Origin of the sequence: Sporosarcina sp. A2, from assembly GCF_050858885.1 — a bacterium.
GTDB lineage: Bacteria > Bacillota > Bacilli > Bacillales_A > Planococcaceae > Sporosarcina.
Map to the genome: position 1 here is coordinate 2,973,843 of NZ_CP193898.1, position 24,616 is coordinate 2,998,458.

The following is a 24,616-nucleotide window of genomic DNA, read 5'->3' on the forward strand; positions in this document are numbered from 1 at the left end:
ATGTCGATTAGAAGCTGGTTTTTGTGTTTTATGAGTGTGCCATCAGCGCTTGTTTTTTTGTAAGTTCAATTTCGAAACCAAGATCCTCTAACATACGGAAGTCAGAATTATCTTCTTGACCACCTGTTGTTAAATAATCCCCGACAAATATACTATTTGCTGCATACATCCCCATTGGTTGAAGTGATCGTAGGTTGACTTCACGACCACCTGATATACGAATTTCCTTCGTTGGATTCATGTAGCGGAAGAGTGCCAATACTTTTAAGCAGTAGCGTGGATCCAATTCGTTTGTTCCTTCTAACTTTGTACCGTCAATTGCATGCAAGAAATTTACAGGAATAGAATCGGCATCTAAGCGACGAAGGGCGCGTGTGATATCGACCACATCCTCCTTAGTCTCTTTCATCCCGATTATGGCACCAGAGCATGGAGAGATTCCGTATTTCTTAGCAATTTCAACGGTGTCCACACGATCCTTATACGTATGCGAAGTTGTGATGAAATCATGATGGCGTTCTGAAGTATTCAAGTTATGGTTATATCGATCGACACCGGCAGTCTTTAATTGTTCTGCTTGTTCTTCTTTTAAAATCCCTAAACAAGCACATACCGTTAACCCATACTTTTCTTTAATTTCCTCAACAGCTTCACTAACCACTCGGACGTCTTTTCGAGTTGGGCCTCGCCCACTTGCAACGATGCAATAAGTCCCAATGTTGTTTTCAAACGCACGTTTTGCCCCTTCTAGTATTTCTTCCTTTGAGATGAATGGATACTTTTCAATTGGAGCTGTTGATTTTGAAGATTGCGAGCAATATCCACAGTCTTCCGGACAGAATCCACTCTTTGCATTTATAATCATATTCAATTTCACTTTTTTCCCGAAGTAATGACGTCGAATTTCATAAGCTCCATCCAATAAGATTAAGACATCGTCATCATTTGTATTTAAAATCGATAACGCTTCTTCGTTTGAAAGTTCTTTTCCATCAATGACTTCTTGTGCGAGTACTTTCCATTTCATGTTGTACGCCCCTTTTAGTGTGAATGAATTTTTTCAAGATCGGATATAATCTCGCCGCAAGTACCCCCGTACCTACCGCTAGGACAACGTCTATAACAATCGTGCTAAAGAAACCAGCTACCACAACGTGCATCGCGTTGGCAGGTGTATCCAACCAACTATTTAGTGCGACATACAAGTAAGGAACTCCAATTGCATAAATAACTAGTGTTCCCACCAAATTTGCTACGATGAAATGCTTACGCTTTGGAACAGGAACGCGCTCAATGATGAACCCGATGACATACGCAGCTGCAGCAAAGCCAATTAGGTAGCCGAATGTAGGTTGTAGGAGATACGTGATTCCTCCGCCTTTTGTAAAAACTGGTAGTCCTGCAAGTCCCACAAACAAATACACAAGCTGACTTTGCAGACCTCGAGTACTTCCTAGTAGCGCTCCTGCCAAAAACACAATAACGATTTGTAATGTGAAAGGAACAACTGGTAGCGTGATCTTAATGAAAGCACCAATTGCAGTTAGAGAAGCAAAAACTGCAATAATGGCCATTGAATTTATTGGATTGCTGCTTTTCATACAAACTGGCCTCGTTTATTGAAGAATTGCTCCATCACTTCTTTCGTCGTCTGAACCATCCACCCGATTTCTTCTTCAGAAATCACATAAGGTGGCATGAAGTAAATGATGTTACCGAGTGGTCGAATGAGAAGTCCTTTTTTTAGAGCTTGTTGATAAATTTCATAACCAATTCGTTCCTCACTCGGAAAAGGAGTTTTCGTTTCTCGGCTTGCTACCAATTCAATTGCACCCACAAAACCGGTCTGACGATATTCTCCGACATACGGTAAGTCGTCGAATGCCTCATGAGCAAGATCTTTTAATAACTGTTGTTTTGGCACTAATTGTTCTAAAACGTGTTCATCTTCAAAAATGGCAAGCACTTCCTGTGCTGCACGGAGTGCGAGTGGATTTCCTGTGTAACTATGTGAATGCAAGAACGCTTTCATAGTGCCATAGTCATCGTAAAAGGCTTGATACACATCCTCTGTTGTTAACACTGCAGATAGGGGTAAGTAACCGCCCGTAATCCCCTTTGACAAGCATAAAAAGTCCGGTGTGATCTGAGCTTGTTCACACGCAAAAAGTGTTCCTGTTCTGCCGAAGCCTACTGCCACTTCATCAGCAATCAGGTGTACATCATACGCATCGCACAAATCTCGTAGTTTTTTCAAAAATATCGGAGGATACATTTTCATTCCAGCTGCAGCTTGAATCAACGGTTCGATAATGGCGGCAGAAATTGTATCCGCGTGTTCCTTAAATTGTTTTTCTGTATCTTGAATACATTCGGCATGACACGTTTCAGGAGATTCACCGAATGGACAACGGAAGCAATCCGGTCCTTGTGCGTGTACTACATTAAGTAATAATGGTGCATACACGTCGTTATATAATCCAACGCCACCCATAGAGAGTGCTCCGAGCGTTTCTCCGTGATACGCATTTGAGAACGCTAGAAATCGTTTTTTCTTTGGTCGGCTAGTTTGAGCACGGTATTGAAAACTCATTTTGAGTGCAACTTCAATTGCTGCAGATCCATTGTCTGCGAAAAATACTTTCTCCAGTCCTTCTGGCGTTAACTTTACAAGCTTTTCTGCGACGTGAATCGCGGGTTCATGTGTGAAATTCGCAAAAATCACATGCTCCAGCTTTTGAGCCTGATCTGCGATAGCCTGGCTAATCCGCGGATTCGTATGACCAAATAAATTGACCCACCAAGAAGACACAGCGTCTAAGTATCGGTGGCCTTGCTTATCTGTTAACCAGACTCCCTTCCCACTTTCTATAATAATCGGTGGAAAGGTCTCATAATCTTTCATCTGTGCACACGGGTGCCAGATATGGTCAACATCTCGCTTTTGCAGACTTTCATACGTCATCGGTCAACAACCTTTCTAGAACAGGTACATTTGTATAGCTCTCGATTGTGCGGTTTACCTCAATGACGACAGATGGTAAACCTGTAAACCGTCGGATTGTGTCTATGTTGTTTTGTTCTAACGGACTATTTTCAAACTGATTAAACACAATTCCTAACACACTGATTCCACGCGTATTTAACGCTTCAATCGACAACAACGTGTGATTAATAGTTCCTAGTTTCGCAGAAGCTACAAGTACGACTGGTAATTTCGAATGTTCCACCACATCCATTAATGTACGGGTCGTGTTTGAGTGAAGGGGCACATATAATCCGCCTGCTCCTTCGCAAATCACAGTATCAAATTTTGTTTTTAATTGCTCGATTGTTTGTAACAACAGATTTTCGTCAATTTGCCGGCCCTCTAACTCCGCTGCATAATGGGGAGATGCTGCTACAGGAAATGAATATGTATTGAGTGAATCATTGTTCAAGGAATACAAACTGTGATCCATATAACTCGACGTATCCTGGTAATGCCCCTTATCTGTATCTGCAACAAGACCTGTTTGTACAGGCTTGTAAGGCGTGACAGCCATCCCAGATTGCTGAAGTTCTCTCAAGAATAACGTTGTCACAAATGTTTTTCCGACGTCCGTATCTGTCCCAACTACCCAAAAATGTTGCATCGTAAATACCTTCTTCATCTATCAGAATGAACTCCATTTGTGTTAACCTGTATATTATATAGGTTAACACAAATAGGTTATCATAATTTTAATCATTCGTAAAATGGAATTAAAAAAGCAGACTAATAAGGAGCTAGTTGCCCCCTACTGTCTGCTAAATTTGTATTTTGGCATATCGATTCTATTCGAACTCTTTTTAGAAATGAGATTAGGGAACCGTGCGTTAACAAGGAGCTCGTCAACTAGATGGTTTTCGAACAAGTCCCACGTAGAGCATGAACGCTATCAAGCTACAGCTTATAATGACAATTCCGAGTGGCATTGCGGTTTGGTCGCCTAAGATTCCAACAAGTGGAGAGACGATTGCTCCTCCTATGAATGGCAACAAGCCTAGGAATGCAGACGCACTCCCAGCAGCCTGACTTTGTCGATGCATCGCGAGTGAAAACGAAGCGGTCGAGACCATTCCAACACTGGAAACTATGAGAAAGAATGCTGTTGCCACAATGAATAAAGGTCCTTGCTGCCAAACGACAAGCAGCAACAATACACTCCCTGTTAATGAAATGCATACGCCTATCATTAGGAAATTAAATTCCGATATCTTATGGGATAGACGTCCCGTGATTTGTGCAGCTGCAATGATCCCGATACCGTTCAACGCGAAGAATAGAGAAAACTGTTGTGGTGAGACGCCATACATGTTTTGCAGGACAAAGGGAGAACCTGCGATATAAGCGAACATGGAAGACATGACGAATGCTTGAGTCAGTGCAATTCCCATGAATTCGCGATCTCTGAGTAAGCGACTGAATGTCTTAAATACCGAGAGAATTCCCTTTTCAGCACGGTTTTCAATCGGAAGTGTATCTGGTAAAAAGCCTGCAGTACCAACAAACATTAGTAATCCGATTCCGCCAAGCACGAAGAATACGACCGGCCATGAAGCAAAACTTAAAATAGCACCACCCGCAATCGGCGCGAGAATGGGAGCAGCTCCATTAACGATGGAGAGTAATGCCATGAATTGTGTGAGTTCGTGTCCTTTGTACAAATCCCGAGCACACGCCCTAGCAATGACAATACCTGCAGCACCTGTTAACCCTTGAACAAAACGCAGGATGATAAATGGCCAGATGGACGTTGTGAACGCACAGAGTATCGAAGCAACGGCATAGACAACGAGCGTCAGAACGAGTGGCCGACGTCTTCCGTAAATATCACTTAGCGGACCAAATATAAGTTGACCGGTGCCAAGTCCAATCAAACAAGCCGTCAAACTTAATTGGACTAATGAGGTCGACGCACTCATATCTGATGCTACTGCTGGCAGTCCAGGCAAATACATATCCATCGACAACGGACCAAAGGCGGTCAGTGATCCGAGCAATACGACAAGCCATAGCGTCGGTAGTGGTTTTTTCATGGTAATTACTTTTGTCATTTCCCCAAATCCTTTTCTATGAAATCATACGGTGGAGTATACCATATTGTTAGTAATATGTAGTGCTGAAGCGAGCGGATGACAAGCTTAATAGAGCGGTTCGTCGGGAGAATGGACCGCCACGCTCAATGAGATCATCTAGTACTATCAATCAAAAAAATACGAACGCAGCAAAGGCGTTCGCACTTTTTAGATAAGCTTACGTTCCGCAATACGTACGATAAGGTAAGGACGAATTCGTGGGCGCTGTATAAGGAGCCTGCTCGGCAGAGTATGCATAAGGTGACTCAAGCACACGGTTAAGTTCGTACAACACGCCGAAGTCACCGTGCTCTGCTGCTTCGATCGCCTCTTCTACTCGATGGTTGCGCGGAATCACAGAAGGGTTGCTAAGTCGCATCACTTCATAAGACTCTTCATTCGTTGCAGTCTGTTGCTCGCGTCGTGCCTCCCACTTCTTCTTCCATTCGCAGAAGGCATCTTCACTGAACCACTTAGGTTGCTCTACACACTCATCCGATAATGCTCTGAAAGTATTCGTGAAGTCTGCTTTTGCTTCTTTCATAAGAATGAGCAACTCTTTCCCAAGTGCTTCGTCTCCCGATTGTTCATCCAACAAACCTAGCTTCGCTCGCATCCCGTTAAGCCACTCTCGCTCAAAGTTCAGACCAAAGTTAGCGAGTTGCTTCTCTGCAATCTGAATAGCTGTTTCTTGACTATCGTCAAGCAGTGGCAACAAGGTTTCTGCTAGTCTTGCTAAATTCCACGATGCGATTCCTGGCTGATTGCCATATTTATAACGTCCATATTTATCAATGGAACTGAACACAGTTGCGGGATCGTATACGTCCATAAATGCACATGGGCCATAGTCGATTGTTTCTCCACTAATGGTCATATTATCGGTGTTCATGACACCGTGAATGAACCCGACAAGCTGCCACTTGGCAATCAACGCTGCCTGACGCTCGATGACTTTCCCGAGAAACCGTTCGTATCGATTGTCCTCTGATAGAATTTCTGGATAATGCCGCTCTATTGCGTAATCCGCCAGCTTCTTCAAATCTTCAGGTTCTTGACGAGCGGCTGCATATTGGAACGTACCCACTCGTAAATAACTACTCGCTGTCCGGATTAGCACCGCTCCAGACAATATAGTTTCGCGTATTACGTCATTGCCAGTCAAGGTAACGGAAAGACTACGTGAAGTAGGTATGCCTAATGCGTACATCGCTTCGCTAATGATATACTCACGTAACATGGGACCAAGTGCAGCCAGACCATCACCGCCACGTGAAAAGGCTGTGGGACCCGATCCTTTCAAGCCGATGTCCACCCGATTCCATGACGGTGTTAACTGCTCACCTAAGAGAATAGCTCGTCCGTCACCAAGCATCGTAAAGTACCCGAACTGATGACCAGCATATGCTTGCGCGATTGGCGTAGCACCTTCTGGTAGTTCATTACCGGAAAGTACTTCCTGACTTAGCATCTCAACTTGCAATCCAAGTAACACAGCAAGATCTTCATTCAGTAAGATTACCCTTGGTGAAACTGCCTTTGCTGGAGTTGCTTCCCCAAAGAAAACTTCCGGTAATCGACTGTAGCTATTATCCAAATTCCATCCTACTTCTGAATCCACGTGATCACTCCCTTTACATGTATACTACCCTTAGGTTAATCAAAAACGATAGGAATATGAATTGTTTAAACGATTGATGAAACAATCGTATATTCACAGTCCTTATATGAATGAATAATCAAGTTCACAATCCGATTGCTGCACACCTGAATGACCTTCTTGTTCATTAGAAAAAAACCAGTGTATCAACACAGAGGAGCAGCTCTCCTCAGTCCGATACACTGGTTTTTAGTTATTTTTCAATTGCTTGGTGTCCACTATATAAAGTGGCGTATTATGTCCTTCACCATTTACAATCAGTTTGCCAAATTCATTAAAACGCGGATTTACAAGTCGTTCTCCGACACCGTTCAATATCTTGATTGGTTCTGCAGTGTCCTCCTTCAGATGAAATAGTTTTACAGTATCGCTTTCTCCTTTTGTAACACTTAGAGCCAAATAATCGTCATAGATTGCATAATCGCTATTTTCAGGGACATCCAGTATATGAACTTTACCAGTAGCTAAATCAAGGTAACCTAGTGCATAATCACTTCCATTAGACGAAAATTGAGCGTAGATTCGATCGTCACCAAGTGTAAGATAGGAGACACTTTCATAAGGCACCGTATAGGTCTGCCAAATCTTTCTACTCTCTAGATTATAGATAGATACATGAACGGATGCGCCAGTTCCCCCTCCTAGTTCTTCCACTACAGCTACTCTTCCATTCTGGACATTTGTGAAATCGCTGTCGTTTTCTTTTACATCGTGGAGTTTCATTTTTTGGTTAGTTTCCAAATCATAAAGATAATACACCGGCATGTCGGAGAATCCAGAATAGAGGATTTGATGTCCTATCAACTGAACGCTCATAGAGTCTTCTAGTAGAACATGCTCCTTACCGGTTATCCTATTTAATATGTGTATTTCACTAGTTCCCCATATAACCCAGTTTTCATTTGCCGATAATGTCACACTCGAAAACTCAATATTCTCAGAAGGCATCACCAATACCGTTTCTTTCTGATTATCGATAGAATACGAATATATCCCTCTTCCATCCGTATAAATGATTTCATTATTTTCTTCCACATAGATGGAATTGATTAAATCCGGGTATGTGACATTAGGCACAATAACTTTTTGAATTGTTTCTTTAGATACGGCTTCTTGGAACGCTTGCTCCTGTTGTTCTTGCTGTACATAAGGGACTACGAGAACGCCTGCCACAAAGACAAAAGCAGCGGCTGTCATAAGTGGTTTCATAGTTGGGCGTTTAAGAGTGGTTTCAGATTCGAGACGTAGTTGGGCTTGATGAAGTATGCGTTGCTTTACCGTATCTTCCAGAACAAGTTGCTCAGGTAACACTTTGTCTAATTGGTTGTGAAATTTATTAGCCATCAGCGTTTTCCTCCTTCAAGATTCCTTTTAAAAGACGTCGTCCCCGTGCCAATCGAGTTTTCACTGTATTAGCGGAGCATTCGAGCACATCTGCCACTTCTGATACCGTCATTTCCGCGTAGTAATGCAACCAAATCACCTCTTTATACTTCAGCGGAAGCCGATCAATCAGTTGCTTCAACTCGTTACCCGATTCCTTGCAAATCACTTGTTCTTCAGTAGTTTGAAGGGATAGTAACCATTTCCCCACTTGATGAGAAAACTCTAGTTTACGGTAATGCCAACTTTTAAAGAGGTTGTGACATTTGTTCATGGCAATTCGGTATAAGTAAGTTTTTACTGACGAACGATGCTCAAACTCATCAATGTGTATGTAGTATTGAATAAAAACTTCTTGGATGATATCTTCTGCTTTGGTCTTTTCTTTCACGATAGCGTACACGACGCGGAGTAAATAATCGCCATATTGACTCATCACTTCAGCGAGTAACCTATCACGTTCGTTTCTTTCCAATCTGTCACCCCCACTACTCTCTATCTGTTAGACAACACACGACTAGATATGGTTTCACTTCTATCGTTTATAAAAAGTTCAATCTCGTTAAATACTCAATTAATACAGTGCTAATAGTCTGTCTGCACTAAAGTTTCACACTAGGAATGAATTTATTCCCAACTTTCGATTATTTCCCCGAAAATAATTCTCATTCCGACAATATATAACACTTATTTGCACAAAAAGAAAACCCAACCACAAAACGTGTCCGTTTGTGGCGGGTTTACAAGAATCTTCTATTACTGCCAAGCGCTCATTCCGCCTTTGACATTGATGACCTCGGTGAATCCTTCTTTTTTCAGCATTCCGGCTGCACGAACACTACGCATCCCGCTTTGGCAAATCACGTATGTTTCTTTATTCTTGTCTAGCTCACCCATACGTTTTCCCAAATCATTGAGGGGTATATTTTTAAACTCTTTGACATGGCGACCTTTGTATTCTCCAGGTGTTCGAACGTCTACAAATTGCTTTGACTTATCTTTCGTTAATGCTTTTACTTCAGTAGCAGACATCGTACGAATACCTTTTGCCGGCTTCATACGCCACACTAAAAATGCTACAAGTAATAGGATTAAAATCCAACCCATTGCTAACTCCCCCAATTGTTATTGATTAACACCAATATACCTACACGGGTATATAAAAGCAATATATTTGTCCATTAAAAAACGCAGATCAACTTGATCTGCGTCTGTTTGGGTTTATCTCTTTTCAGACAGTGCTAAAAAGAATGTTGCTAGTGGTCCAAGTAAAAGGGAAAGCAAGAACCAGTTCAAACCTGTTCGATTCTTCCCTTGTGCCAATACGGCATTAATTAGCGCGAGCGTTCCCCATCCAACAAAATAGCCTTCATTCATAATTAGCTACCTCCTGATTCATTATCGATTTCTTACTATGTTACGTATAAAGATTCCAATCGGTTTCGTTTTCGAGTAATGCGCAGTATTCCGAAAAGTCAATTCAGTCACCAAAATATATGATAGGATAACTGAAGGAGGGGTTACCTATGAATAACATTACATTTGATGACATTTATAATGCTGGAGTTGTAGTAATAACTTCCGATACGTATATCCAATATCATTTACCTACTATGCCTCTCTATTATGATAGCAATTATATCTCATTCCAAAAGATACCTTCGGTTGCGGAGTTCCAAAAAGCAGAACATGCAATGAGACTCTACCATAGTGCAAGGAATCAGCATCATCTGAAATTTACATTCCCTCAAAACGAGCGGTTGTCTAAAGAAGTAATCGCTTATTTAACTCATACTGGTTATGACCTTGGTTTTCTAGAATTATATGTACTTCATCCAAAGGACTTTCCAAAAATCTCTCCCTCTTCAACTATCAAAATACAACCAGTCACTAAGTCCAATCTTGAAGCATTCCTCCACTTGCAGAGAAACATCGATGAGCAGTTCGGTAAAGAGTTTGCAATGCAAAAAGAAGCAATGCATAGAAGAAATTTTACAGACTCAGATTGGCTCCAAGTAATGGCCTATTCCGAAGGAGAGCCTGCAGGATCTGTGGATTTGATCATTCGGTCCCATACTGTTGAAATTGACGGCCTGCATGTGTTGGAGTATATGCGACATAAAGGGGTAGGCAGCCATTTGCAAAACTTTGTCATGGAGCACTTTCCTGAAAAAGTGGTTATTCTTGTAGCGGATGGAGAAGACACTGCGAAGGACATGTATCTACGACAAAACTATCAGTATATTGGATACCAATATGAAGCAGTTAAAGCATAATCATTAGTCTTATCAATCACCCCTGTTTACGAGTTACGCTGAAGGGACAATAAATACTCATAGAACAGGAAGTGAACTGTATGAAAGATCTCACTAAGTCTGTACAGACAACATTATTAGAGCCATGTTAGATGGTAGCCGGGTTGCTGCACTTGTTACAGATCCATCTCAGCCAGACAGTCCAATTATCTATGCAAATAAAACATTCGAAACTATGACCGGTTATACAATTTCCGAAACACTAGGAAAGAACTGCCGATTTTCACAAGGCAAAGATACGGTTCCTAGATCTATCAAAGAGATCAGAGATGCAATCCATAATCAGCAACCGATTACAAAGATACTTAAGAATTATAGAAAAGATGGCTCACTGTTCTGGAATCGTTTGCATATAGAACCGCTACAAATTGAAGATCGCCTATTCTTTATCGGTACTCAAACAAATGTTTCAGTCGAATATAGACAACGGGAGAACTTTTTGATAAAGAGAATGAAATCGAACAACACCTGCTCCCTATTATGATGATTCAGGAAAACTTAGCCGCCGTTTCCCATATTGGAGAAATGTGCCCACAGCAATCCAACATATTAACACAAAAGCTTAGTGAATTCGTGCAACAACACGCCGTAGATCATATTATCATCGACATTACAGGTTTGTATTGGAATCACGAGTCCCCGCTATCAAGTTTGTTTGTTGTTCAGGAAGTTTTAAAACTAATGGGCACTAAGCTATACGTTACTGGAATTATACCGAAGTCGGCACAATCACTTGCACGTTCACAAGTTTCCAATCAGCATCTCAGAACGTTTTCAAGCATACAACAAGCTATTGAAAAAATTCAATAACGTTTATAATCATGGCCCACCTTCTTACATTCCGATTAAAATATACGCGAAATAAACCTGTGTATTTATTAGTAAATAAATAACTAATAATCTATAAATTCGAATCGGTTTCCAGAAGTTTTTCACGTTAGCTTCGGCTGGTAGTTTTTGAATACGACCACATTACTTCCATATTATTTTTGTTATCAAGTGTATATTTCATTAAAGAAAGATAACTGTTATAGGAAGTTTGGAGGTGACAGATTTAGTTCTATCAATTGCTTGTATATTTACCTAACAACGGCTAATTTCATCTTTGGTGAATATAGAGGCTTGTAAATTTATAATCCACCATTCGAGTTGCAAGCATATGGATAGCTATGCTAGACTTTGAGACAATCGAATAATATTCCTTCGGGGCAGGGTGAAATTCCCTACCGGCGGTGATGAGCTCAAGTGGCTCTTAGTCCGTGACCCGGCTGCATTTTTTGTAGACGGTGGATTTGGTGAAATTCCAAGGCCGACAGTTAAAGTCTGGATGGGAGAAGGAATGGTGCGTTTTTCAAATTTTTCTTTTGACTGACGCTTATTTTGTCATGCTTACCCAGCCCCGCACAGTTGTTGCGGGGCTTTTTTATGTTACATGAGGAATCTATGATTCAGGAGTGTTGTTAACGTTGGAAATTGAACAGTATATGCAAATTGCTTTTTCTCTTGCACAAGGTGCGGTTGGACAAACTTCACCTAATCCGCCAGTCGGTTCCGTTGTTGTGAACCACGGTAGAATTGTAGGAATGGGTGCTCATTTGCGTGCGGGAGAGCGGCATGCGGAGAGAGTTGCGCTCGATATGGCAGGGCAGGAAGCGCTTGGTGGAGATTTGTACGTCACGCTTGAACCTTGTTCACATACCGGCAAAACCCCACCATGCGCAGAAACGATTGTACAAGCGGGTATTTGCCGTGTCTACGTTTCATCGCTCGACCCAAATCCACTAGTTTCAAGCACAGGAATTCAGCTTCTACGAGATGCAGGAATTGAAGTGCACACTGGGATTTGTACGGATTTGGCTCACGCGTTGTATCAACCTTTTTTCCATTTCATTCAAACCAAACAACCTCATGTAACGTTAAAAACAGCTATGACATTAGACGGTAAAATTGCAGCATTTTCAGGACACAGTAAATGGGTGACAAGTGAGCAAGCTCGACTTGACGTCCATCGTCTTCGCCATGTCCATGATGCCATTTTAACCGGTAGTAACACGATCCTTCACGACAATCCCCTTCTTACCACCAGATTGCCCCAAGGTGGACTTCATCCTATTCGAGTTGTTTTAGATACACAATTAGCTACACCTATTGCAAGTCAGATCATTCAAAATAGTGATGCGCCGACATGGATTTTTTGTAGTAGCACCGCTTCTAAAGAACGTGAATCCAATTTATTAATGCACGATCATGTTGAAATTGTCCGTATGAATGAACCGGTGATTTCAGTAATAGCCGTACTGGAGGAACTTGGTGCACGCGACATCATGACACTTCTCGTAGAAGGCGGAGCATCTATAAATGCATCATTCTTGCAAGCGAATGCTGTCGATCGGATTATTTCCTACATTGCCCCAAGATTGCTGGGCGGTTCAGATTCACTCACTCCAATTGGTGGAGCAAATCCTGCCTTAATGAGTGATGCAAAGGACTTTGTATTTGTAAAAATAGAACAGCTTGGCCCGGATTTAAAGGTAATAGCTGTCCCTAAAGGAAGTGATGCGCTTGTTCACAGGAATTATTGAAGAGATCGGGACAATTCGCAAAGTACGTTCTTCGGGTCAATCGATGCAACTCACAATTGAAGCTGTAAACGTGCTGACGGACGTTCGATTAGGCGACAGTATCGCTGTAAACGGAACTTGTCTAACCGTCACTTCATTCACATCTAACCAATTTACAGCCGACGTTATGCCAGAAACGTTTCGATTAACCTCTTTACACAATGCGAGTACGGGAACTCCAGTAAATTTGGAGCGCGCCCTTAGCGCAGACAGCCGGCTAGGGGGTCATTTCGTATCGGGACATGTCGATGGAACAGCTATCGTTCAGCAATGCCAGCATATTGAAAACTCACTCGTCATGTATTTATCTCTTCCTCCGGGAGGATTCATGTACGTGATTCCGAAAGGATCAATTGCGTTAGACGGGACATCATTAACAATATTTGACGTTACGGATGAAATGATTTCCATTTCGCTCATTCCGCATACTCAGGAAACGACGGTTCTCACGCAGCGAAAACCTGGAGATCGGGTGAACGTGGAGTTCGATATGCTCGCGAAATATACACATAAAATGTTGCAACCTCATACGTCATCTAGTAAAAAGCCACTGACAGAAGAGTTTTTAGAGCGCAACGGATTTTTATAAAGAAAGGGTGAACAATCATGTTTGACTCCATTGAAGAAGCAATTAAAGACTTAAAACTTGGGAAGCCGATTATCGTTGTGGATGATGAAAATCGTGAAAATGAAGGCGACTTCATCTGCTTAGCAGAGCACGCGACACCTGAAATGATTAACTTTATGGCAACAAAAGGACGCGGTCTTATCTGCACACCAATTACGGAGTCTAAAGCAACACAACTCGGACTGTCCATGATGACTGCAAACAATACAGATACACATGGAACTTCGTTTACAATTAGTATTGATCATTCTGAGGCAGATACAGGAATAAGTGCGTTTGAACGTTCCGAGACTATTTTAAAAATGTTGGAAATAAATGCAGCACCAACTGATTTCAGACGGCCTGGCCATGTCTTTCCACTCATCGCACAAGATCACGGTGTGCTCACTCGTACCGGTCATACAGAAGCTTCAGTAGATCTCGCTAAACTTGCAGGAAGTGAACCTGCTGCCGTAATATGCGAAATTATGAGCGAAGATGGTTCAATGGCGCGAGTACCTGAATTGCGAGAACTCGCTGACAAAGAAGGGCTAAAATTCATCAGTATTGAAGATTTAGTCCACTATCGAATGCATAACGAAACGCTTATTCAACGAGAAGCTGAAGTTATGCTACCTTCGTCATTCGGCTTCTTTAAAATGGTCGGGTATACCGAAAAGTTGACGGGAAATGAACACGTAGCCCTTGTGAAAGGTGACATCACAACAAATGAACCGATTCTTGTAAGAGTGCATTCGGAATGCCTGACTGGTGACATATTCGGTTCGTCTCGCTGTGACTGTGGACCTCAGCTACATGCAGCTCTCGCACAAATCGAAGAGGAAGGTCGCGGGGTTTTACTATACATGCGCCAAGAAGGTCGTGGAATTGGGCTCATTAACAAGCTGAAGGCCTATGAGCTACAAGAGCAAGGACTCGATACTGTTGAAGCAAACGCGGCGCTTGGCTTCCCTGATGACTTACGGAATTACGGTATTAGCGCACAAATCCTTGATGATTTAGGAATTGTAAACGCCCGGTTGCTAACAAATAACCCAAGAAAGATGGATGGGTTAGCAGATTACGGCATTACGATTACTGAGCGTGTTCCAATTGAACTGCCAGCGCTCCCTGAAAACAAGAAATACTTGGAAACGAAAGTAGAAAAACTGGGTCATTTACTGACAATATAGGAGGAAATTTAAATGGGAAATGTATATGAAGGTCATTTAGTTGGTACAGGATTAAAAATTGGAATCGTAGTTGGACGGTTTAACGAATTCATAACAAGTAAGTTACTATCTGCTGCACAAGATGCATGCAGACGTCACGGTGTTACTGAAGAGGATATCGACATTGCGTGGGTTCCTGGAGCTTTTGAAATTCCGATGATCGCTAAGAAGATGGCAGATTCCGGGAAATACGATGCGGTTATCACACTCGGCACGGTTATTCGTGGAGCGACGCCTCATTTTGACTACGTGTGTAGTGAAACTGCTAAAGGCGTAGCTGCTGCTGGAATGCAATCTGGGATCCCTGTCATCTTTGGTGTTTTGACAACAGATTCTATTGAGCAGTCCATCGAACGTGCAGGAACAAAAGCTGGTAACAAAGGCTGGGATGCTGCAGTATCTGCAATTGAAATGGCAAACTTGAACAAACAATTTTCTTAATAGATAAAGAACGCATCCCTATGGAATTAGGGATGCGTTTTTTCATTTCGTGAAATCTATTTTTTTCGAAAGAGCGAGCATAATGCTTCCACCGACGGTCATTGACACTAGTTCGCCAGCGCCTACTGTGAACCAGGTGATCCAGAACGGCGCACCGTACAATATCGTCAACTGTCCCGCAACAGTGAACATGGAAACAGCGAAAATTACAGCAGTCCAGACAAATTTCATTTTGTCTGTCTTCAGCCTTTTCGTAGCAGCTCTACTGATTAGTAGTACGAAAAACGTAGCTACTCCACCGATCGGTACGTCCAGAAACCATGTTGGCGAGAAGAAGTTTGCTAGCACTACTCCAGCTGTTACAGCGATAATGTATCGCTTATGAAACAGCGCTAAATAGTTGAACATCTCCGACAACCTCAATTGGACCGCTCCGAAACTGATGACTGCAAGCGTGAGAGTAACAGCGACATATAGCCCCGCCACAACCGCCATTTTCGCAAGTTCTCCGACCGCAATACGCGGACGCTCTTTTACGAGTAACGTCATATATAGTCCTCCTTTGTAAAACAACAGAATTGCTGTTTTAGTAGTAACTGCGACCAAAGGAAGAAGAAGCCTATCGCTTCGTCAAAAAGTGTCGCAGTGCAGGTAAAAAACCTGCTTGCCTAGTATAGCAGAATTTATCGCACCTGGACATGGTTACTTCGCAGTCCAGCCACCGTCGATTGGAATGACGGTTCCATGAATATAATCTGAAGCCGCTCCCGCTAAGTATAGTGTCAGCTTTGCGACTTCTTCAGGCTGTGCCCATCGTCCTGCAGGTGTTTCTTGCGCGACCCACTCTGCAATTTTGCCATCTCCCGAAAAATCAGCAGCGTTCATTGGGGTTTGAATTGCCCCTGGTGCTATCGCGTTCGCACGGATTCCTTCCCTACAATAATCAAGGTTGACCTGCTTTGTATAACCTACCACTGCATGTTTCGAAGCGGTATAAGCTGCTCCTCCACCGCCACCAACGAGGCCTGCGATGGATGCCATATTTACCAGAACTCCTGATTTCCGCACAAGCATACTTGGTAAAATTGCATTCGTTACGAAAAACATTCCTTTTATATTGGTGTCCATGATTCGATCCCATAGCGCTTCATTGGTATCCAACGTTTTCGTAAATCCATCCAGCACGCCCGCAGTGTTACACAAGACGTCGATGTGTCCGTATACAAGAACCGCTTGATCTACTGCCTTTGAAACATCGGTTTGCTCACTTACACTCCCCACGCTGTATTGAAAGTTTGTCGGATATGCATTTACTAACTTGTCCAATCCGATTGGATCAATATCAAATCCATAGACAGACGCACCTTGCTCAAGAAATGCACTGGCTTGAGCATACCCGATTCCTGAAGCTGCTCCTGTGATGAACACGTTCTTTCCTACAAACTCACTCTGTATCATTGCTGAATTCCTCCATTCAAAAAGCCCATGATTGCTCATGAGCTTTTTTCTGTCTTATGCCACGATTGCCCAATCTTCTGCTAACAAATCGCAAACTGTCGGTGTAAACATTGTGTATCCCTCGCCTATTACATTAATAACAAAATACGGGTTCATCTTTTCTCCATCTAGCTTTTCGGCTTGAACAAGTTTCACATAAAGTTCAGCGCCACCCCATCCATTTCGAATGACTTTCTCGCCTGCTTTTAGTCGCGGTAAAATCTCTTCAAATGTCATCATTCATTCATCCTCTCAAACTTAAAATTCGTTTTCTGTTTTCGACCGCGTACAGCCACCATTCGATTTCACCCACGTCAAAATCGCGCGGATAATTGGATCGAATGCAATCCCTTGTTCCGTCAACTCATATTCGACTTTACGGGAGGAGGGTAATGTTCGTTTCACTGCAAAACCATGTGCTTCCAATTCTTTCAATCGCTCTGTTAATAAGCGATCAGAAATGCCTTCGATTTCCGTCGCTAATTCATGATAACGCTTCGGTCCGTCCAGCAGATGATAAATGATAATTCCCATCCAGCGCTTGCCGATAAATTCAATCGTCGCGTGAAAACTGTCGCAAGCGACTTGTCCATTTTGAGGTGTAGACTGAATAAGTTCGTCGGTTTTTTTCATCATCAAAACCCCTATTCTTAAGTTAATTCCACTCTACCACAGTCATAGTTGACAAACAAGCTTACCAATAGTAAGCTGGATATCGTACTTACTAAAGGTAAGTTGAATCCTAATGAATCCATTAAAGGAGTTTTTTACATGACAGAACTATTTGCACCGCTATCAGAAGTCATTCACGCTCGTAAATCCGTCCGGAAATTCGATTCGGAATATCAGATCGCACCTGAAGTAATTGAAGACATGTTGCAAGAAGCAACACTTGCGCCATCTTCAAGTAACTTACAACCTTGGCGTTTCATCGTCATCCAAGACGAAGAAGCAAAAAAGAAAATCAAAGAATTCTCATTCAACCAAGAGCAGATGGAAACGTCTTCTGCAATTATCGCAGTAATCGGGGATACTGAAATGTATCACAATATCGATGAGATCTATTTGTCCAACTTGAAAGCAGGCAACATCGACGAAACAAATGTTAAAATTCAAATTGATAACGCCAAAGCACTTTACCCTAACGCACCAACAGACGCACGTCTGACGATTGCTGCGTTTGACGCAGGGCTCGTTTCAATGCAATTGATGTTGATTGCAAAAGCAAAAGGCTACGACACTGTCCCAATGGGCGGGTTCGATAAAGCTCAATTTGCGAAAGAATTTAACCTGGAAGATCGTTACGCTCCCCTCGTGCTAATTGCGCTTGGAAAAGCAGCTGCACCTGCGTATGGTTCTACACGTCTTCCACTTGAGAAAATCACAACATTCATATAAGCAGCAGACAAAAACGCATCCACGATCTGGGTGCGTTTTTTGAATTCGCTCAAACGTGTTCTCTCCGTTGAATTGAATTCTGTTTCCGATTGTTTCTTCCAAACTTCTGATTCCTCTCAACATCTTGCGGATTTCAGCACAGACCTTGCGGATTCCCCTTTACAGTACACAAAAGACTACCCACCCGTCATTCGAAGTAGTGAACAGCTCCTATTTCTCATAAATCTTCTACAGTTAGATTTCTAACGTACTGGCGGTCGTCGCGTTCGCTTACACTTAATCGGTGCATATGCTTGCGGAATGCGCTCATCACAAACCCGTGCATGTTTGCTTGCGTGACGTAGTACACAAACCACGGAAGCGATGGAAAATAATCGTGAATTGCGATTATCGCTTCACTCGCTCCAGGTATTTTACGGAACTCCATCCGTCCTCGCTCATTCGCTTGATCGTCCAGCAAGAATCCGCCTGTTATGTAATACAGCGCGCGGTCTTCTGTGCTACGTTCCCCTGAATACGATAGTTCTAAAAGCGTCCGATTTCCAAGGAATCCAATTCTACAATTCAAATCTCTATCAACCGTCGTATGCACCCATGGATTCAAGAACGTCTCTAACCATTTTACGTAATACCGGGCAGCTTCATCTGCAGTCCATCCATATGGTAATTTAATGCGTTGAACTGAGCGGACGTCTTGCTTTAGTGGACCTAATGTTGGTATCAATTGAGTTGGTCGCTTTTCTTTCTTCACGTCATCTTCCAGCGCGATTTTTGCAGCTTCCCTAAAAGTAGTTTGTCCATAGCTAATTCCTTCTACTGTATGACTCTTGTGGACAACCATCGGATGTTTCAAACTTTCCACAAGTGGATAAACCATCTCTTTTGGGGTATTCGTTACAAGTCTTAGCCATAGTCTCGAAAGGGTTAATGAGAAAAACGGAACGTCGAGCATCTTAGGATTCTTCCCCATCACGTTCGCAGTTGCTTTCATCATTGTGCGATACGTCATCACATCAGGTCCTCCAACGTCAATTGAGCGATCTTTCAAATCGAAGTCCATAATAATGGATGTCAAAGCCGTCAGTACATCCTTCAATGCGACTGGTTGCGTTATCGTGCTCGTCCACTTCGGCAAGATCATGATCGGCAATCGCTTCACAAGCTTTGATAGGATTGGAAACGAAGAACCTTTTGGTCCGACAATCAAGCCTGCTCGCAGTGCGGTCACAGGAACATCATACGCTCGTAATATACGTTCCACTTCCAATCGACTTCTCAAATGCTGGGACAGTTTCGACTCGTGCTCTTCTGGAATAATTCCGCTTAAATAGACGATTTGCTGTATGCCTTGACGTTTTGCGGCTTGTGCGAAGTTATCCGCCAAAATCACATCCATATCTTCAAAGTTGCCTTGAGTAAGTTTCGCAGATTTCATCATCGAATGGACCAGATATACCGCAATGTCTGCACCCTCTAACCCTTTTTCTGCATCCTTCATCGAAAACAAATCACACGAGCGCCACTTCACATCCTCAGTATCTTTACGTCGTCCGCCGTTTCGGGATAATCCAATGACCGCCGCTTTCCCTTTTAAACAATCTAGCAAGTTATTTCCGATATATCCGCTTGCTCCCGCTATTGCTACCACTGGCTTTTTTTCTGCCATTCAATCCGCCTCCTTGGTCGTTCACTCTAACCTTCTGTACCCTTGCACTCTTTTCCCCTAAGCCTCCTAACAAACTTACAAGAATTTTCAAAATAATAAATTGAAAATTCTCCCTTTTATGCGTATACTCAATTCATTACAGGAAGGGGTGTCTCAATGGAAATAGTGAACTTTGACGATCCATTAGCATTTGCCGCCAAAGCGGAACCGATTTTATCAGAAGGCGAAGATGTTTTCAGCCTATTCAATGGTGTCTTACAATCCATCAAAGCCGGCATGGTGGATGAACCGTTCATGGCAACTGCAGAACTGGAAGGCAACGTGATTGCGTTGTTCCAAATGACGCCACCTTTTCCGCTAAACATGATTTTTACGGATGAACAGCATATGGGTTCGGCAATCGATGGTCTCGCTGATTATTTACTTTCTAATAATATTACTCTCCCTTCCATCATCAGTTTAAAACCATGGGCGGAGCGATTCGCCGATAGATGGACTGCCAAGACCAACCAATCTTCCAAAATCATTATGGATCAAGGGCTATATCGGTTGGATAAGGTGGATGAAACCCTCGAGAAAAGTCCCGGAACACGCAGGCATGTCCAAGAGTCAGACAGACCAATGCTTGAAAAATGGTATCTCGGATTTATAGAGGATACCCAGATGCCCGAAGTGACCCCTGAACAAGCAAAGGAGTGGGTAGCGCGCACTGTTGAACGTCAGGAAATTGTACTGTGGGAAGTCAATGGAATTCCTGTGGCGTGTGCAAAACAAGCAAGGCCTTCGCAAAACAGCATAACCGTGTCCTTCGTTTATACACCACCTGAACACCGTAGAAAAGGCTATGCCCGGACCCTCGTCGCAGATTTTTCTGCGGATTTATTAAACAAATACCAATTCTGCATGCTCTACACGGATATGCTGAACTCAACTTCCAATAAGATTTACCAAGAAATCGGATACCGGAAGATTGCGGATTCTGTGCAGTTGGGGTTTGATGTGAAGAAGGATCATGTAAATGGATAAACAATATGGCATTCCTCCAGAGGAGAAAGAAAAAGTATTGGCTAGCTAATTCAAGGCTGGATTCGATCAGCCGATTCAGGCTTTCATGATGCGCAATTTCCTCACTAACTTTCAAAGAAGAAATACTTTCATAAATTGCTCTTCAGCGAATGGTTTCTTCCAAAAACTCATTAAACCACTGAGCACACTGTAACCTCTCGATCCATGCCGGATGCTTATCTTCAACGAACCAGCAAGCATACAACATAGACATTGCGATTGCCACCTTTAATAAACGCCTCTTGTCGAGTACAAGCAATTCGCAAATTTGTTCAACCCGATAACGCAGGAGTGCTTTTGGATTAGGCTTTTCCATTAAATGATTCAACATGAATTGCACGAGGTCAAAGCTAGGATCACCACCAACCCCCTTTAGGTCAATCGCGAGCCACCCTCTCTCTTGACTGTATAAAATATTTTCGTGATGTAAATCACCATGCAGCAAACCTAGAGTTTCAGTGGATTCCCTCAATTCGTGGAAGTAACGAAGTGCCTGCCGGACCCTCTCGTTCGGGAGGTCTCCGTCTTCATCCCAATGGTGCTTTTGGTATGCTTCAAGGGAAACTATCCAATCCTTTATGAGCGGTAAATCACTGTCATCTGGTAGATCACGTCGTAGTTTCTTCCATACACTTATGAATTCCTGGACAACTACCTCTTCGTCAGAAAGATCACATAGCATCTGCCCAGGAATAAGCTTTTCCAATAACATAGCTCCTCTTTCCCTATTCTCATTCACCAATCGTACACATCCATGACCATTGTAGATCCTGAGAGTTTCCATCTCGTTACGGTAGTCCATATCTGGCACTCCTAGTTTTAAAATGTAAGGAGTTTGTCGGGAGTCTACCACGTTCGTGACATAGTTATAAGAGAGATTGTGAACCGGTTGCTCAATCGTCAAACCCCAGTGTTCCGCAAAGTAGGCCACTCGCTCTTCCATCGATTCAAGCCATACTTCTCCCTCTGTTCCGAAACTATTTTGTACTCTCTGTTCAAACTCAGTGGGTAGCTTCATACACGTCTCACCTTTCCCTTTAATCGTGCTAGCAGTTGTTAGACTGCCGCCTGTAACACTACTCTATCAAGACACCAGCTTTAATCCCACTGCCGCCCCTAATACCATCCCGATGAACAGCAGACGTTTCCACTCTTTGGACTCCCCGTAGACGAGCATTCCTAATAACGCTCCACCAGATGCCCCAATTCCGGTCCAAACGGCGTAGGCAGTACCCATCGGCAACGTTTCCATAGCGTTTGCTAAAAATAGAAAACTTGCGCCAAATCCTGCCACTAGCAGGACGACTGCCTGCCAATTCCGATCCATGTGTAGCTTACTGATCATTAACACACCAAACATTTCAAACAAACCTGCCACCACCAATGAAACCCATGCCATTACGATTCCACTCCTTCTGATTCAGTGTCAGGAGTCACTACTTTTAAACCAATCACTCCTGCTAACAACACCATAATTAAGATTACCTTTACAATTTTAAACTGTTCTCCAAAAAATACGATATCCGAAAAGACTGTACCCGCAGTACCAAGTCCAACGAAAACGGCATATACGGTTCCGACAGGTAGGTTTTTTCCAGCCATAATCATCATATAAAAGCTGACGATGATGGCGAAAACTGTCCCAGTCCACTCTAATAAGCCATCCGCATGCTTTAATCCGACTACCCAAAACACTTCAAATATCGCTGCAATGACGACTTTAATCCAATTTGCATTCAAGCCAATGACACCTCCATATTTTTTAACAGACAAAAAGCCCGAGAGATACTGAAAACAGTAATCTCCCAGGCTTTTATCCTTCCGTGACACAGCAATGCTGTGAGTTTTCTCTCGGTCCAGGCTAACAGTTCGTTACGGTACCCTAGAAAACATTGATATACAATTAAGTCCCATTATACCTACTCAACAAGCTTTTTCAAGTATTGCACTCTTACCCGTTAAGGAAACTAAGTTAATTGATAGGAATACCCAACTTCTTTAAGTTTTCTACTTGCTCAACCAATTTTTCAAACAGTACTCAGTCGATCGATCCGATAAATTCCTTTGCGATCACGCAACACACAGCCGTTTTTCTCAAAAATACGAATCATTGCTTCATTTGCAGCATCCGTACTCCCTACATAGTACGTTGCCCCGAATTCTTTTAAAGCGTCAAGGGTATGTTGGTGACAAACTGTTCCCATCCCCTTGTCTCGCCATTCAGGTAAAATACCAAAGTAAAATAGCCTACCTTCCCCCCTCATACCCGGTTCAATATGCGGGATGCTGATGCCAACCGGCTCGCCTTCCTTTTGGAAAATCATACAATGGTATCTCCAATTCGGACCCAGTTCCAGTTCAAAAGACTCCATAATTTGGTCAATTGTAAACAGATTATTTTTATTGGCTGAACCGCTACGACATTGCTCATATAAGTTCGCAAAAGTTTCATCGCTCATTTCACAAGCGGCTAAGACAAATGGAGAAATGTCTGACTTTTGACGTTGGATTGTATTTAAATCAAGGGTGTATTCGACAATAACAGATACCTTATGAAAGCCTTTTTTTACTAACCGTGCCTCATACGTATCATCCATCAATAATGATAGGTAGTCCACCTCCTGGTCATTCCAGTCTTTCAAAAGCCCTTGGAATTCTTCTTCATAGTCACGTTCATGTGCCTGGGCTCGTTTCACTTGATCTACCAGCCAATACTCTTTTTCTTTCTTAATGGTGCTAAACAGTTTCATCTCTACCCCTTCTTTCTGCTAAACATGGTTTCATTTCTAGTCAATCCATGCTTCTTTATGAGGATTGCGATTAAATTCAAAAAGGATATGGATCTGTTCTGCTGTATTGCGCTTCACAGAGAGTTCTGGGAGATTGTTTTCAGTGAAGAACCCGATTTCTGCTGTCTCAATTCCAGTGATTGGTTGTCCCCCAATAATCTCGCATTGAATGAAGACTTTATAAAAGTGAAACGCTTGGGGTATCGATGAGTACTTATTCATATCCATCAATCCAACTAATTTTTTTGGTTGAACTACGTACCCTGACTCTTCTCGTATTTCTTTCACCACATTTTCTGCAGCAGATAATCCTATTTCACAAAAGCCACCTGGCAACGCCCATTTCTTGTCGTGTGTTTCTTTCACAAGTAAGATTTGATTGTCTTGAAACACCACTGCCCTAACATCTATCTTCGGAGTCGGATATCCCTTCTCCTCCATAAAAAGCTCTTGAATTTTTTGCATTTCCATTTTTGAATGAGACGCCATAATTTCCGCACTAATTGTTCGTAATTCCTCATAGCGTTCCCGATCGAATTCATCACTCGAAAAAGTCAGTCCTGCCTGTGAGATCGATTGAATTCTTTGTGCCCATTCCAACCATTTGTAGCTCATCTCATTACCTCCTATTTAAGCTGACCTTCTTAACGCTTTTCTTTGATTCAATGATAGATTACTTCACCACTCCTTACCACTAATCGAATGTAAAGAGGGTAGGCTAAAGCAGTTCGTTCATTCTATAGGTACCTCTTTTATAATCTGACCCCTTCGATTTGTTCGAAAGTGAACCTTTTCATTAGATCAGTCCTTTGTTAAAGTTTAGCAATACTGCAACAATCGCA

Annotated in this window: 29 protein-coding genes and 2 riboswitches; of the genes, 9 read left to right on the forward strand and 20 right to left on the reverse strand. The window is 42.5% G+C overall.

What is annotated here, in order from left to right; all coding sequences use genetic code 11:
• Positions 1–28: 28 nt before the first annotated feature.
• From bioB to ACRPI0_RS15155, 10 genes are all read right to left on the reverse strand, one after another.
• Positions 29–1,027: a biotin synthase BioB gene (bioB, locus tag ACRPI0_RS15110; protein WP_432353581.1), complete on the reverse strand. Its 999-nt coding sequence runs from the start codon at positions 1,025–1,027 to the stop codon at positions 29–31.
• On the reverse strand, positions 993–1,601 hold the full coding sequence (locus tag ACRPI0_RS15115) for a biotin transporter BioY (protein ID WP_432353582.1): 609 nt from the start codon (positions 1,599–1,601) through the stop codon (positions 993–995). Before ACRPI0_RS15115 ends, bioB begins: the two co-directional genes overlap by 35 nt.
• Positions 1,598–2,965: an adenosylmethionine--8-amino-7-oxononanoate transaminase gene (gene bioA / locus ACRPI0_RS15120; RefSeq protein WP_432353583.1), complete on the reverse strand. Its 1,368-nt coding sequence runs from the start codon at positions 2,963–2,965 to the stop codon at positions 1,598–1,600. Before bioA ends, ACRPI0_RS15115 begins: the two co-directional genes overlap by 4 nt.
• A complete protein-coding gene (bioD, locus tag ACRPI0_RS15125; protein WP_432353584.1) occupies positions 2,955–3,635 on the reverse strand; it encodes a dethiobiotin synthase in 681 nt (226 codons plus the stop codon). The genes bioA and bioD overlap by 11 nt, the downstream gene beginning before the upstream one ends.
• A 238-nt stretch (positions 3,636–3,873) precedes the next feature.
• Positions 3,874–5,079, reverse strand: a complete 1,206-nt coding sequence (locus ACRPI0_RS15130) for a multidrug effflux MFS transporter (RefSeq protein ID WP_432353585.1) — start codon at positions 5,077–5,079, stop codon at positions 3,874–3,876.
• A 199-nt stretch (positions 5,080–5,278) separates the two neighbouring features.
• Positions 5,279–6,721: a protein adenylyltransferase SelO gene (locus ACRPI0_RS15135; RefSeq protein WP_432353586.1), complete on the reverse strand. Its 1,443-nt coding sequence runs from the start codon at positions 6,719–6,721 to the stop codon at positions 5,279–5,281.
• Positions 6,722–6,949: 228 nt separating this feature from the next.
• On the reverse strand, positions 6,950–8,104 hold the full coding sequence (locus tag ACRPI0_RS15140) for a hypothetical protein (RefSeq protein ID WP_432353587.1): 1,155 nt from the start codon (positions 8,102–8,104) through the stop codon (positions 6,950–6,952).
• The gene (locus tag ACRPI0_RS15145; protein ID WP_432353588.1) at positions 8,097–8,618 is read right to left on the reverse strand and encodes a sigma-70 family RNA polymerase sigma factor; all 522 of its coding nucleotides are present in this window, start codon (positions 8,616–8,618) and stop codon (positions 8,097–8,099) included. The genes ACRPI0_RS15140 and ACRPI0_RS15145 overlap by 8 nt, the downstream gene beginning before the upstream one ends.
• 281 nt (positions 8,619–8,899) lie before the next feature.
• Positions 8,900–9,250, reverse strand: a complete 351-nt coding sequence (locus ACRPI0_RS15150) for a rhodanese-like domain-containing protein (RefSeq protein WP_432353589.1) — start codon at positions 9,248–9,250, stop codon at positions 8,900–8,902.
• 114 nt (positions 9,251–9,364) lie between these two features.
• Positions 9,365–9,520 (reverse strand): hypothetical protein, encoded by a 156-nt coding sequence (locus ACRPI0_RS15155; RefSeq protein ID WP_432353590.1) that lies wholly within the window; start codon positions 9,518–9,520, stop codon positions 9,365–9,367.
• Positions 9,521–9,669: 149 nt separating this feature from the next.
• Between ACRPI0_RS15155 and ACRPI0_RS15160 the strand changes: the two genes are divergently transcribed.
• The 7 genes from ACRPI0_RS15160 to ribH all read left to right on the forward strand — a co-directional run bounded on the left by ACRPI0_RS15160 (position 9,670) and on the right by ribH (position 15,359).
• A complete protein-coding gene (locus ACRPI0_RS15160) occupies positions 9,670–10,419 on the forward strand; it encodes a GNAT family N-acetyltransferase (RefSeq protein WP_432353591.1) in 750 nt (249 codons plus the stop codon).
• A 124-nt stretch (positions 10,420–10,543) separates the two neighbouring features.
• Positions 10,544–10,942, forward strand: coding sequence for a PAS domain-containing protein (locus tag ACRPI0_RS15165; protein ID WP_432353592.1), 399 nt, complete (start codon positions 10,544–10,546; stop codon positions 10,940–10,942).
• The gene (locus ACRPI0_RS15170; RefSeq protein ID WP_432353593.1) at positions 10,939–11,268 is read left to right on the forward strand and encodes an STAS domain-containing protein; all 330 of its coding nucleotides are present in this window, start codon (positions 10,939–10,941) and stop codon (positions 11,266–11,268) included. The genes ACRPI0_RS15165 and ACRPI0_RS15170 overlap by 4 nt, the downstream gene beginning before the upstream one ends.
• A 385-nt stretch (positions 11,269–11,653) precedes the next feature.
• Positions 11,654–11,801, forward strand: a riboswitch (FMN riboswitch).
• Between the two features lie 123 nt (positions 11,802–11,924).
• A complete protein-coding gene (ribD, locus tag ACRPI0_RS15175) occupies positions 11,925–13,040 on the forward strand; it encodes a bifunctional diaminohydroxyphosphoribosylaminopyrimidine deaminase/5-amino-6-(5-phosphoribosylamino)uracil reductase RibD (RefSeq protein WP_432353594.1) in 1,116 nt (371 codons plus the stop codon).
• A complete protein-coding gene (gene ribE, locus ACRPI0_RS15180; RefSeq protein ID WP_432353595.1) occupies positions 13,021–13,668 on the forward strand; it encodes a riboflavin synthase in 648 nt (215 codons plus the stop codon). The genes ribD and ribE overlap by 20 nt, the downstream gene beginning before the upstream one ends.
• Positions 13,669–13,685: 17 nt before the next feature.
• Positions 13,686–14,879, forward strand: coding sequence for a bifunctional 3,4-dihydroxy-2-butanone-4-phosphate synthase/GTP cyclohydrolase II (locus ACRPI0_RS15185; protein ID WP_432353596.1), 1,194 nt, complete (start codon positions 13,686–13,688; stop codon positions 14,877–14,879).
• Between the two features lie 12 nt (positions 14,880–14,891).
• The gene (ribH, locus tag ACRPI0_RS15190; RefSeq protein ID WP_432353598.1) at positions 14,892–15,359 is read left to right on the forward strand and encodes a 6,7-dimethyl-8-ribityllumazine synthase; all 468 of its coding nucleotides are present in this window, start codon (positions 14,892–14,894) and stop codon (positions 15,357–15,359) included.
• 42 nt (positions 15,360–15,401) lie between these two features.
• Here the strand turns inward: ribH and ACRPI0_RS15195 are convergent, their stop codons facing one another.
• The 4 genes from ACRPI0_RS15195 to ACRPI0_RS15210 form a co-directional block, all read right to left on the reverse strand.
• Positions 15,402–15,908, reverse strand: coding sequence for a QueT transporter family protein (locus ACRPI0_RS15195; RefSeq protein WP_432353599.1), 507 nt, complete (start codon positions 15,906–15,908; stop codon positions 15,402–15,404).
• A 153-nt stretch (positions 15,909–16,061) separates the two neighbouring features.
• Positions 16,062–16,817, reverse strand: a complete 756-nt coding sequence (locus ACRPI0_RS15200; RefSeq protein WP_432353600.1) for a 3-oxoacyl-ACP reductase — start codon at positions 16,815–16,817, stop codon at positions 16,062–16,064.
• A gap of 54 nt (positions 16,818–16,871) precedes the next feature.
• A complete protein-coding gene (locus ACRPI0_RS15205; RefSeq protein ID WP_432355982.1) occupies positions 16,872–17,093 on the reverse strand; it encodes a DUF2829 domain-containing protein in 222 nt (73 codons plus the stop codon).
• A gap of 21 nt (positions 17,094–17,114) precedes the next feature.
• Positions 17,115–17,492 (reverse strand): winged helix-turn-helix transcriptional regulator, encoded by a 378-nt coding sequence (locus ACRPI0_RS15210; protein WP_432353601.1) that lies wholly within the window; start codon positions 17,490–17,492, stop codon positions 17,115–17,117.
• A gap of 135 nt (positions 17,493–17,627) precedes the next feature.
• On the opposite strand from ACRPI0_RS15210, the gene ACRPI0_RS15215 reads away from it, so the two are divergent.
• Positions 17,628–18,254 carry a nitroreductase family protein gene (locus ACRPI0_RS15215; RefSeq protein WP_432353603.1) on the forward strand — a complete coding sequence of 209 codons (627 nt, stop codon included), beginning with the start codon at positions 17,628–17,630 and terminating at the stop codon, positions 18,252–18,254.
• A gap of 217 nt (positions 18,255–18,471) precedes the next feature.
• Here ACRPI0_RS15215 and ACRPI0_RS15220 read toward each other — a convergent pair whose 3' ends face one another.
• Positions 18,472–19,920 (reverse strand): NAD(P)H-binding protein, encoded by a 1,449-nt coding sequence (locus ACRPI0_RS15220; RefSeq protein ID WP_432353605.1) that lies wholly within the window; start codon positions 19,918–19,920, stop codon positions 18,472–18,474.
• 156 nt (positions 19,921–20,076) lie between these two features.
• On the opposite strand from ACRPI0_RS15220, the gene ACRPI0_RS15225 reads away from it, so the two are divergent.
• Positions 20,077–20,946 carry a GNAT family N-acetyltransferase gene (locus tag ACRPI0_RS15225; RefSeq protein ID WP_432353606.1) on the forward strand — a complete coding sequence of 290 codons (870 nt, stop codon included), beginning with the start codon at positions 20,077–20,079 and terminating at the stop codon, positions 20,944–20,946.
• Positions 20,947–21,088: 142 nt separating this feature from the next.
• Here ACRPI0_RS15225 and ACRPI0_RS15230 read toward each other — a convergent pair whose 3' ends face one another.
• From ACRPI0_RS15230 to ACRPI0_RS15250, 5 genes are all read right to left on the reverse strand, one after another.
• Positions 21,089–22,003 carry an aminoglycoside phosphotransferase family protein gene (locus ACRPI0_RS15230; RefSeq protein ID WP_432353607.1) on the reverse strand — a complete coding sequence of 305 codons (915 nt, stop codon included), beginning with the start codon at positions 22,001–22,003 and terminating at the stop codon, positions 21,089–21,091.
• 66 nt (positions 22,004–22,069) lie between these two features.
• The gene (locus tag ACRPI0_RS15235) at positions 22,070–22,384 is read right to left on the reverse strand and encodes a DMT family transporter (protein ID WP_432353608.1); all 315 of its coding nucleotides are present in this window, start codon (positions 22,382–22,384) and stop codon (positions 22,070–22,072) included.
• Positions 22,384–22,725, reverse strand: coding sequence for a DMT family transporter (locus tag ACRPI0_RS15240; protein WP_432355983.1), 342 nt, complete (start codon positions 22,723–22,725; stop codon positions 22,384–22,386). The genes ACRPI0_RS15235 and ACRPI0_RS15240 overlap by 1 nt, the downstream gene beginning before the upstream one ends.
• A 60-nt stretch (positions 22,726–22,785) precedes the next feature.
• Positions 22,786–22,882, reverse strand: a riboswitch (guanidine-I (ykkC/yxkD leader).
• A gap of 130 nt (positions 22,883–23,012) precedes the next feature.
• On the reverse strand, positions 23,013–23,735 hold the full coding sequence (locus ACRPI0_RS15245; RefSeq protein WP_432353609.1) for a GNAT family N-acetyltransferase: 723 nt from the start codon (positions 23,733–23,735) through the stop codon (positions 23,013–23,015).
• 36 nt (positions 23,736–23,771) lie between these two features.
• Positions 23,772–24,389: an NUDIX hydrolase gene (locus tag ACRPI0_RS15250; RefSeq protein WP_432353610.1), complete on the reverse strand. Its 618-nt coding sequence runs from the start codon at positions 24,387–24,389 to the stop codon at positions 23,772–23,774.
• Positions 24,390–24,616: the final 227 nt, after the last annotated feature.

Excerpts from the sequence above, each read along its gene's own strand:
- bioB (WP_432353581.1), bottom strand. The coding sequence starts at position 1,027 with ATGAAATGGAAAGTACTCGCACAAGAAGTCATTGATGGAAAAGAACTT.
- ribH (WP_432353598.1), top strand. The coding sequence starts at position 14,892 with ATGGGAAATGTATATGAAGGTCATTTAGTTGGTACAGGATTAAAAATT.
- ACRPI0_RS15140 (WP_432353587.1), bottom strand. The coding sequence starts at position 8,104 with ATGGCTAATAAATTTCACAACCAATTAGACAAAGTGTTACCTGAGCAA.
- bioA (WP_432353583.1), bottom strand. The coding sequence starts at position 2,965 with ATGACGTATGAAAGTCTGCAAAAGCGAGATGTTGACCATATCTGGCAC.
- ACRPI0_RS15250 (WP_432353610.1), bottom strand. The coding sequence starts at position 24,389 with ATGAGCTACAAATGGTTGGAATGGGCACAAAGAATTCAATCGATCTCA.
- ACRPI0_RS15170 (WP_432353593.1), top strand. The coding sequence starts at position 10,939 with ATGATGATTCAGGAAAACTTAGCCGCCGTTTCCCATATTGGAGAAATG.
- ACRPI0_RS15245 (WP_432353609.1), bottom strand. The coding sequence starts at position 23,735 with ATGAAACTGTTTAGCACCATTAAGAAAGAAAAAGAGTATTGGCTGGTA.
- ACRPI0_RS15200 (WP_432353600.1), bottom strand. The coding sequence starts at position 16,817 with ATGATACAGAGTGAGTTTGTAGGAAAGAACGTGTTCATCACAGGAGCA.
- ACRPI0_RS15230 (WP_432353607.1), bottom strand. The coding sequence starts at position 22,003 with ATGAAGCTACCCACTGAGTTTGAACAGAGAGTACAAAATAGTTTCGGA.
- bioD (WP_432353584.1), bottom strand. The coding sequence starts at position 3,635 with ATGCAACATTTTTGGGTAGTTGGGACAGATACGGACGTCGGAAAAACA.
- ACRPI0_RS15225 (WP_432353606.1), top strand. The coding sequence starts at position 20,077 with ATGGAAATAGTGAACTTTGACGATCCATTAGCATTTGCCGCCAAAGCG.
- ACRPI0_RS15195 (WP_432353599.1), bottom strand. The coding sequence starts at position 15,908 with ATGACGTTACTCGTAAAAGAGCGTCCGCGTATTGCGGTCGGAGAACTT.
- ACRPI0_RS15130 (WP_432353585.1), bottom strand. The coding sequence starts at position 5,079 with ATGACAAAAGTAATTACCATGAAAAAACCACTACCGACGCTATGGCTT.
- ACRPI0_RS15155 (WP_432353590.1), bottom strand. The coding sequence starts at position 9,520 with ATGAATGAAGGCTATTTTGTTGGATGGGGAACGCTCGCGCTAATTAAT.
- ACRPI0_RS15210 (WP_432353601.1), bottom strand. The coding sequence starts at position 17,492 with ATGATGAAAAAAACCGACGAACTTATTCAGTCTACACCTCAAAATGGA.
- ACRPI0_RS15115 (WP_432353582.1), bottom strand. The coding sequence starts at position 1,601 with ATGAAAAGCAGCAATCCAATAAATTCAATGGCCATTATTGCAGTTTTT.
- ACRPI0_RS15215 (WP_432353603.1), top strand. The coding sequence starts at position 17,628 with ATGACAGAACTATTTGCACCGCTATCAGAAGTCATTCACGCTCGTAAA.
- ACRPI0_RS15165 (WP_432353592.1), top strand. The coding sequence starts at position 10,544 with ATGTTAGATGGTAGCCGGGTTGCTGCACTTGTTACAGATCCATCTCAG.
- ACRPI0_RS15235 (WP_432353608.1), bottom strand. The coding sequence starts at position 22,384 with ATGGCATGGGTTTCATTGGTGGTGGCAGGTTTGTTTGAAATGTTTGGT.
- ACRPI0_RS15150 (WP_432353589.1), bottom strand. The coding sequence starts at position 9,250 with ATGGGTTGGATTTTAATCCTATTACTTGTAGCATTTTTAGTGTGGCGT.
- ACRPI0_RS15205 (WP_432355982.1), bottom strand. The coding sequence starts at position 17,093 with ATGACATTTGAAGAGATTTTACCGCGACTAAAAGCAGGCGAGAAAGTC.
- ACRPI0_RS15185 (WP_432353596.1), top strand. The coding sequence starts at position 13,686 with ATGTTTGACTCCATTGAAGAAGCAATTAAAGACTTAAAACTTGGGAAG.
- ACRPI0_RS15220 (WP_432353605.1), bottom strand. The coding sequence starts at position 19,920 with ATGGCAGAAAAAAAGCCAGTGGTAGCAATAGCGGGAGCAAGCGGATAT.
- ACRPI0_RS15160 (WP_432353591.1), top strand. The coding sequence starts at position 9,670 with ATGAATAACATTACATTTGATGACATTTATAATGCTGGAGTTGTAGTA.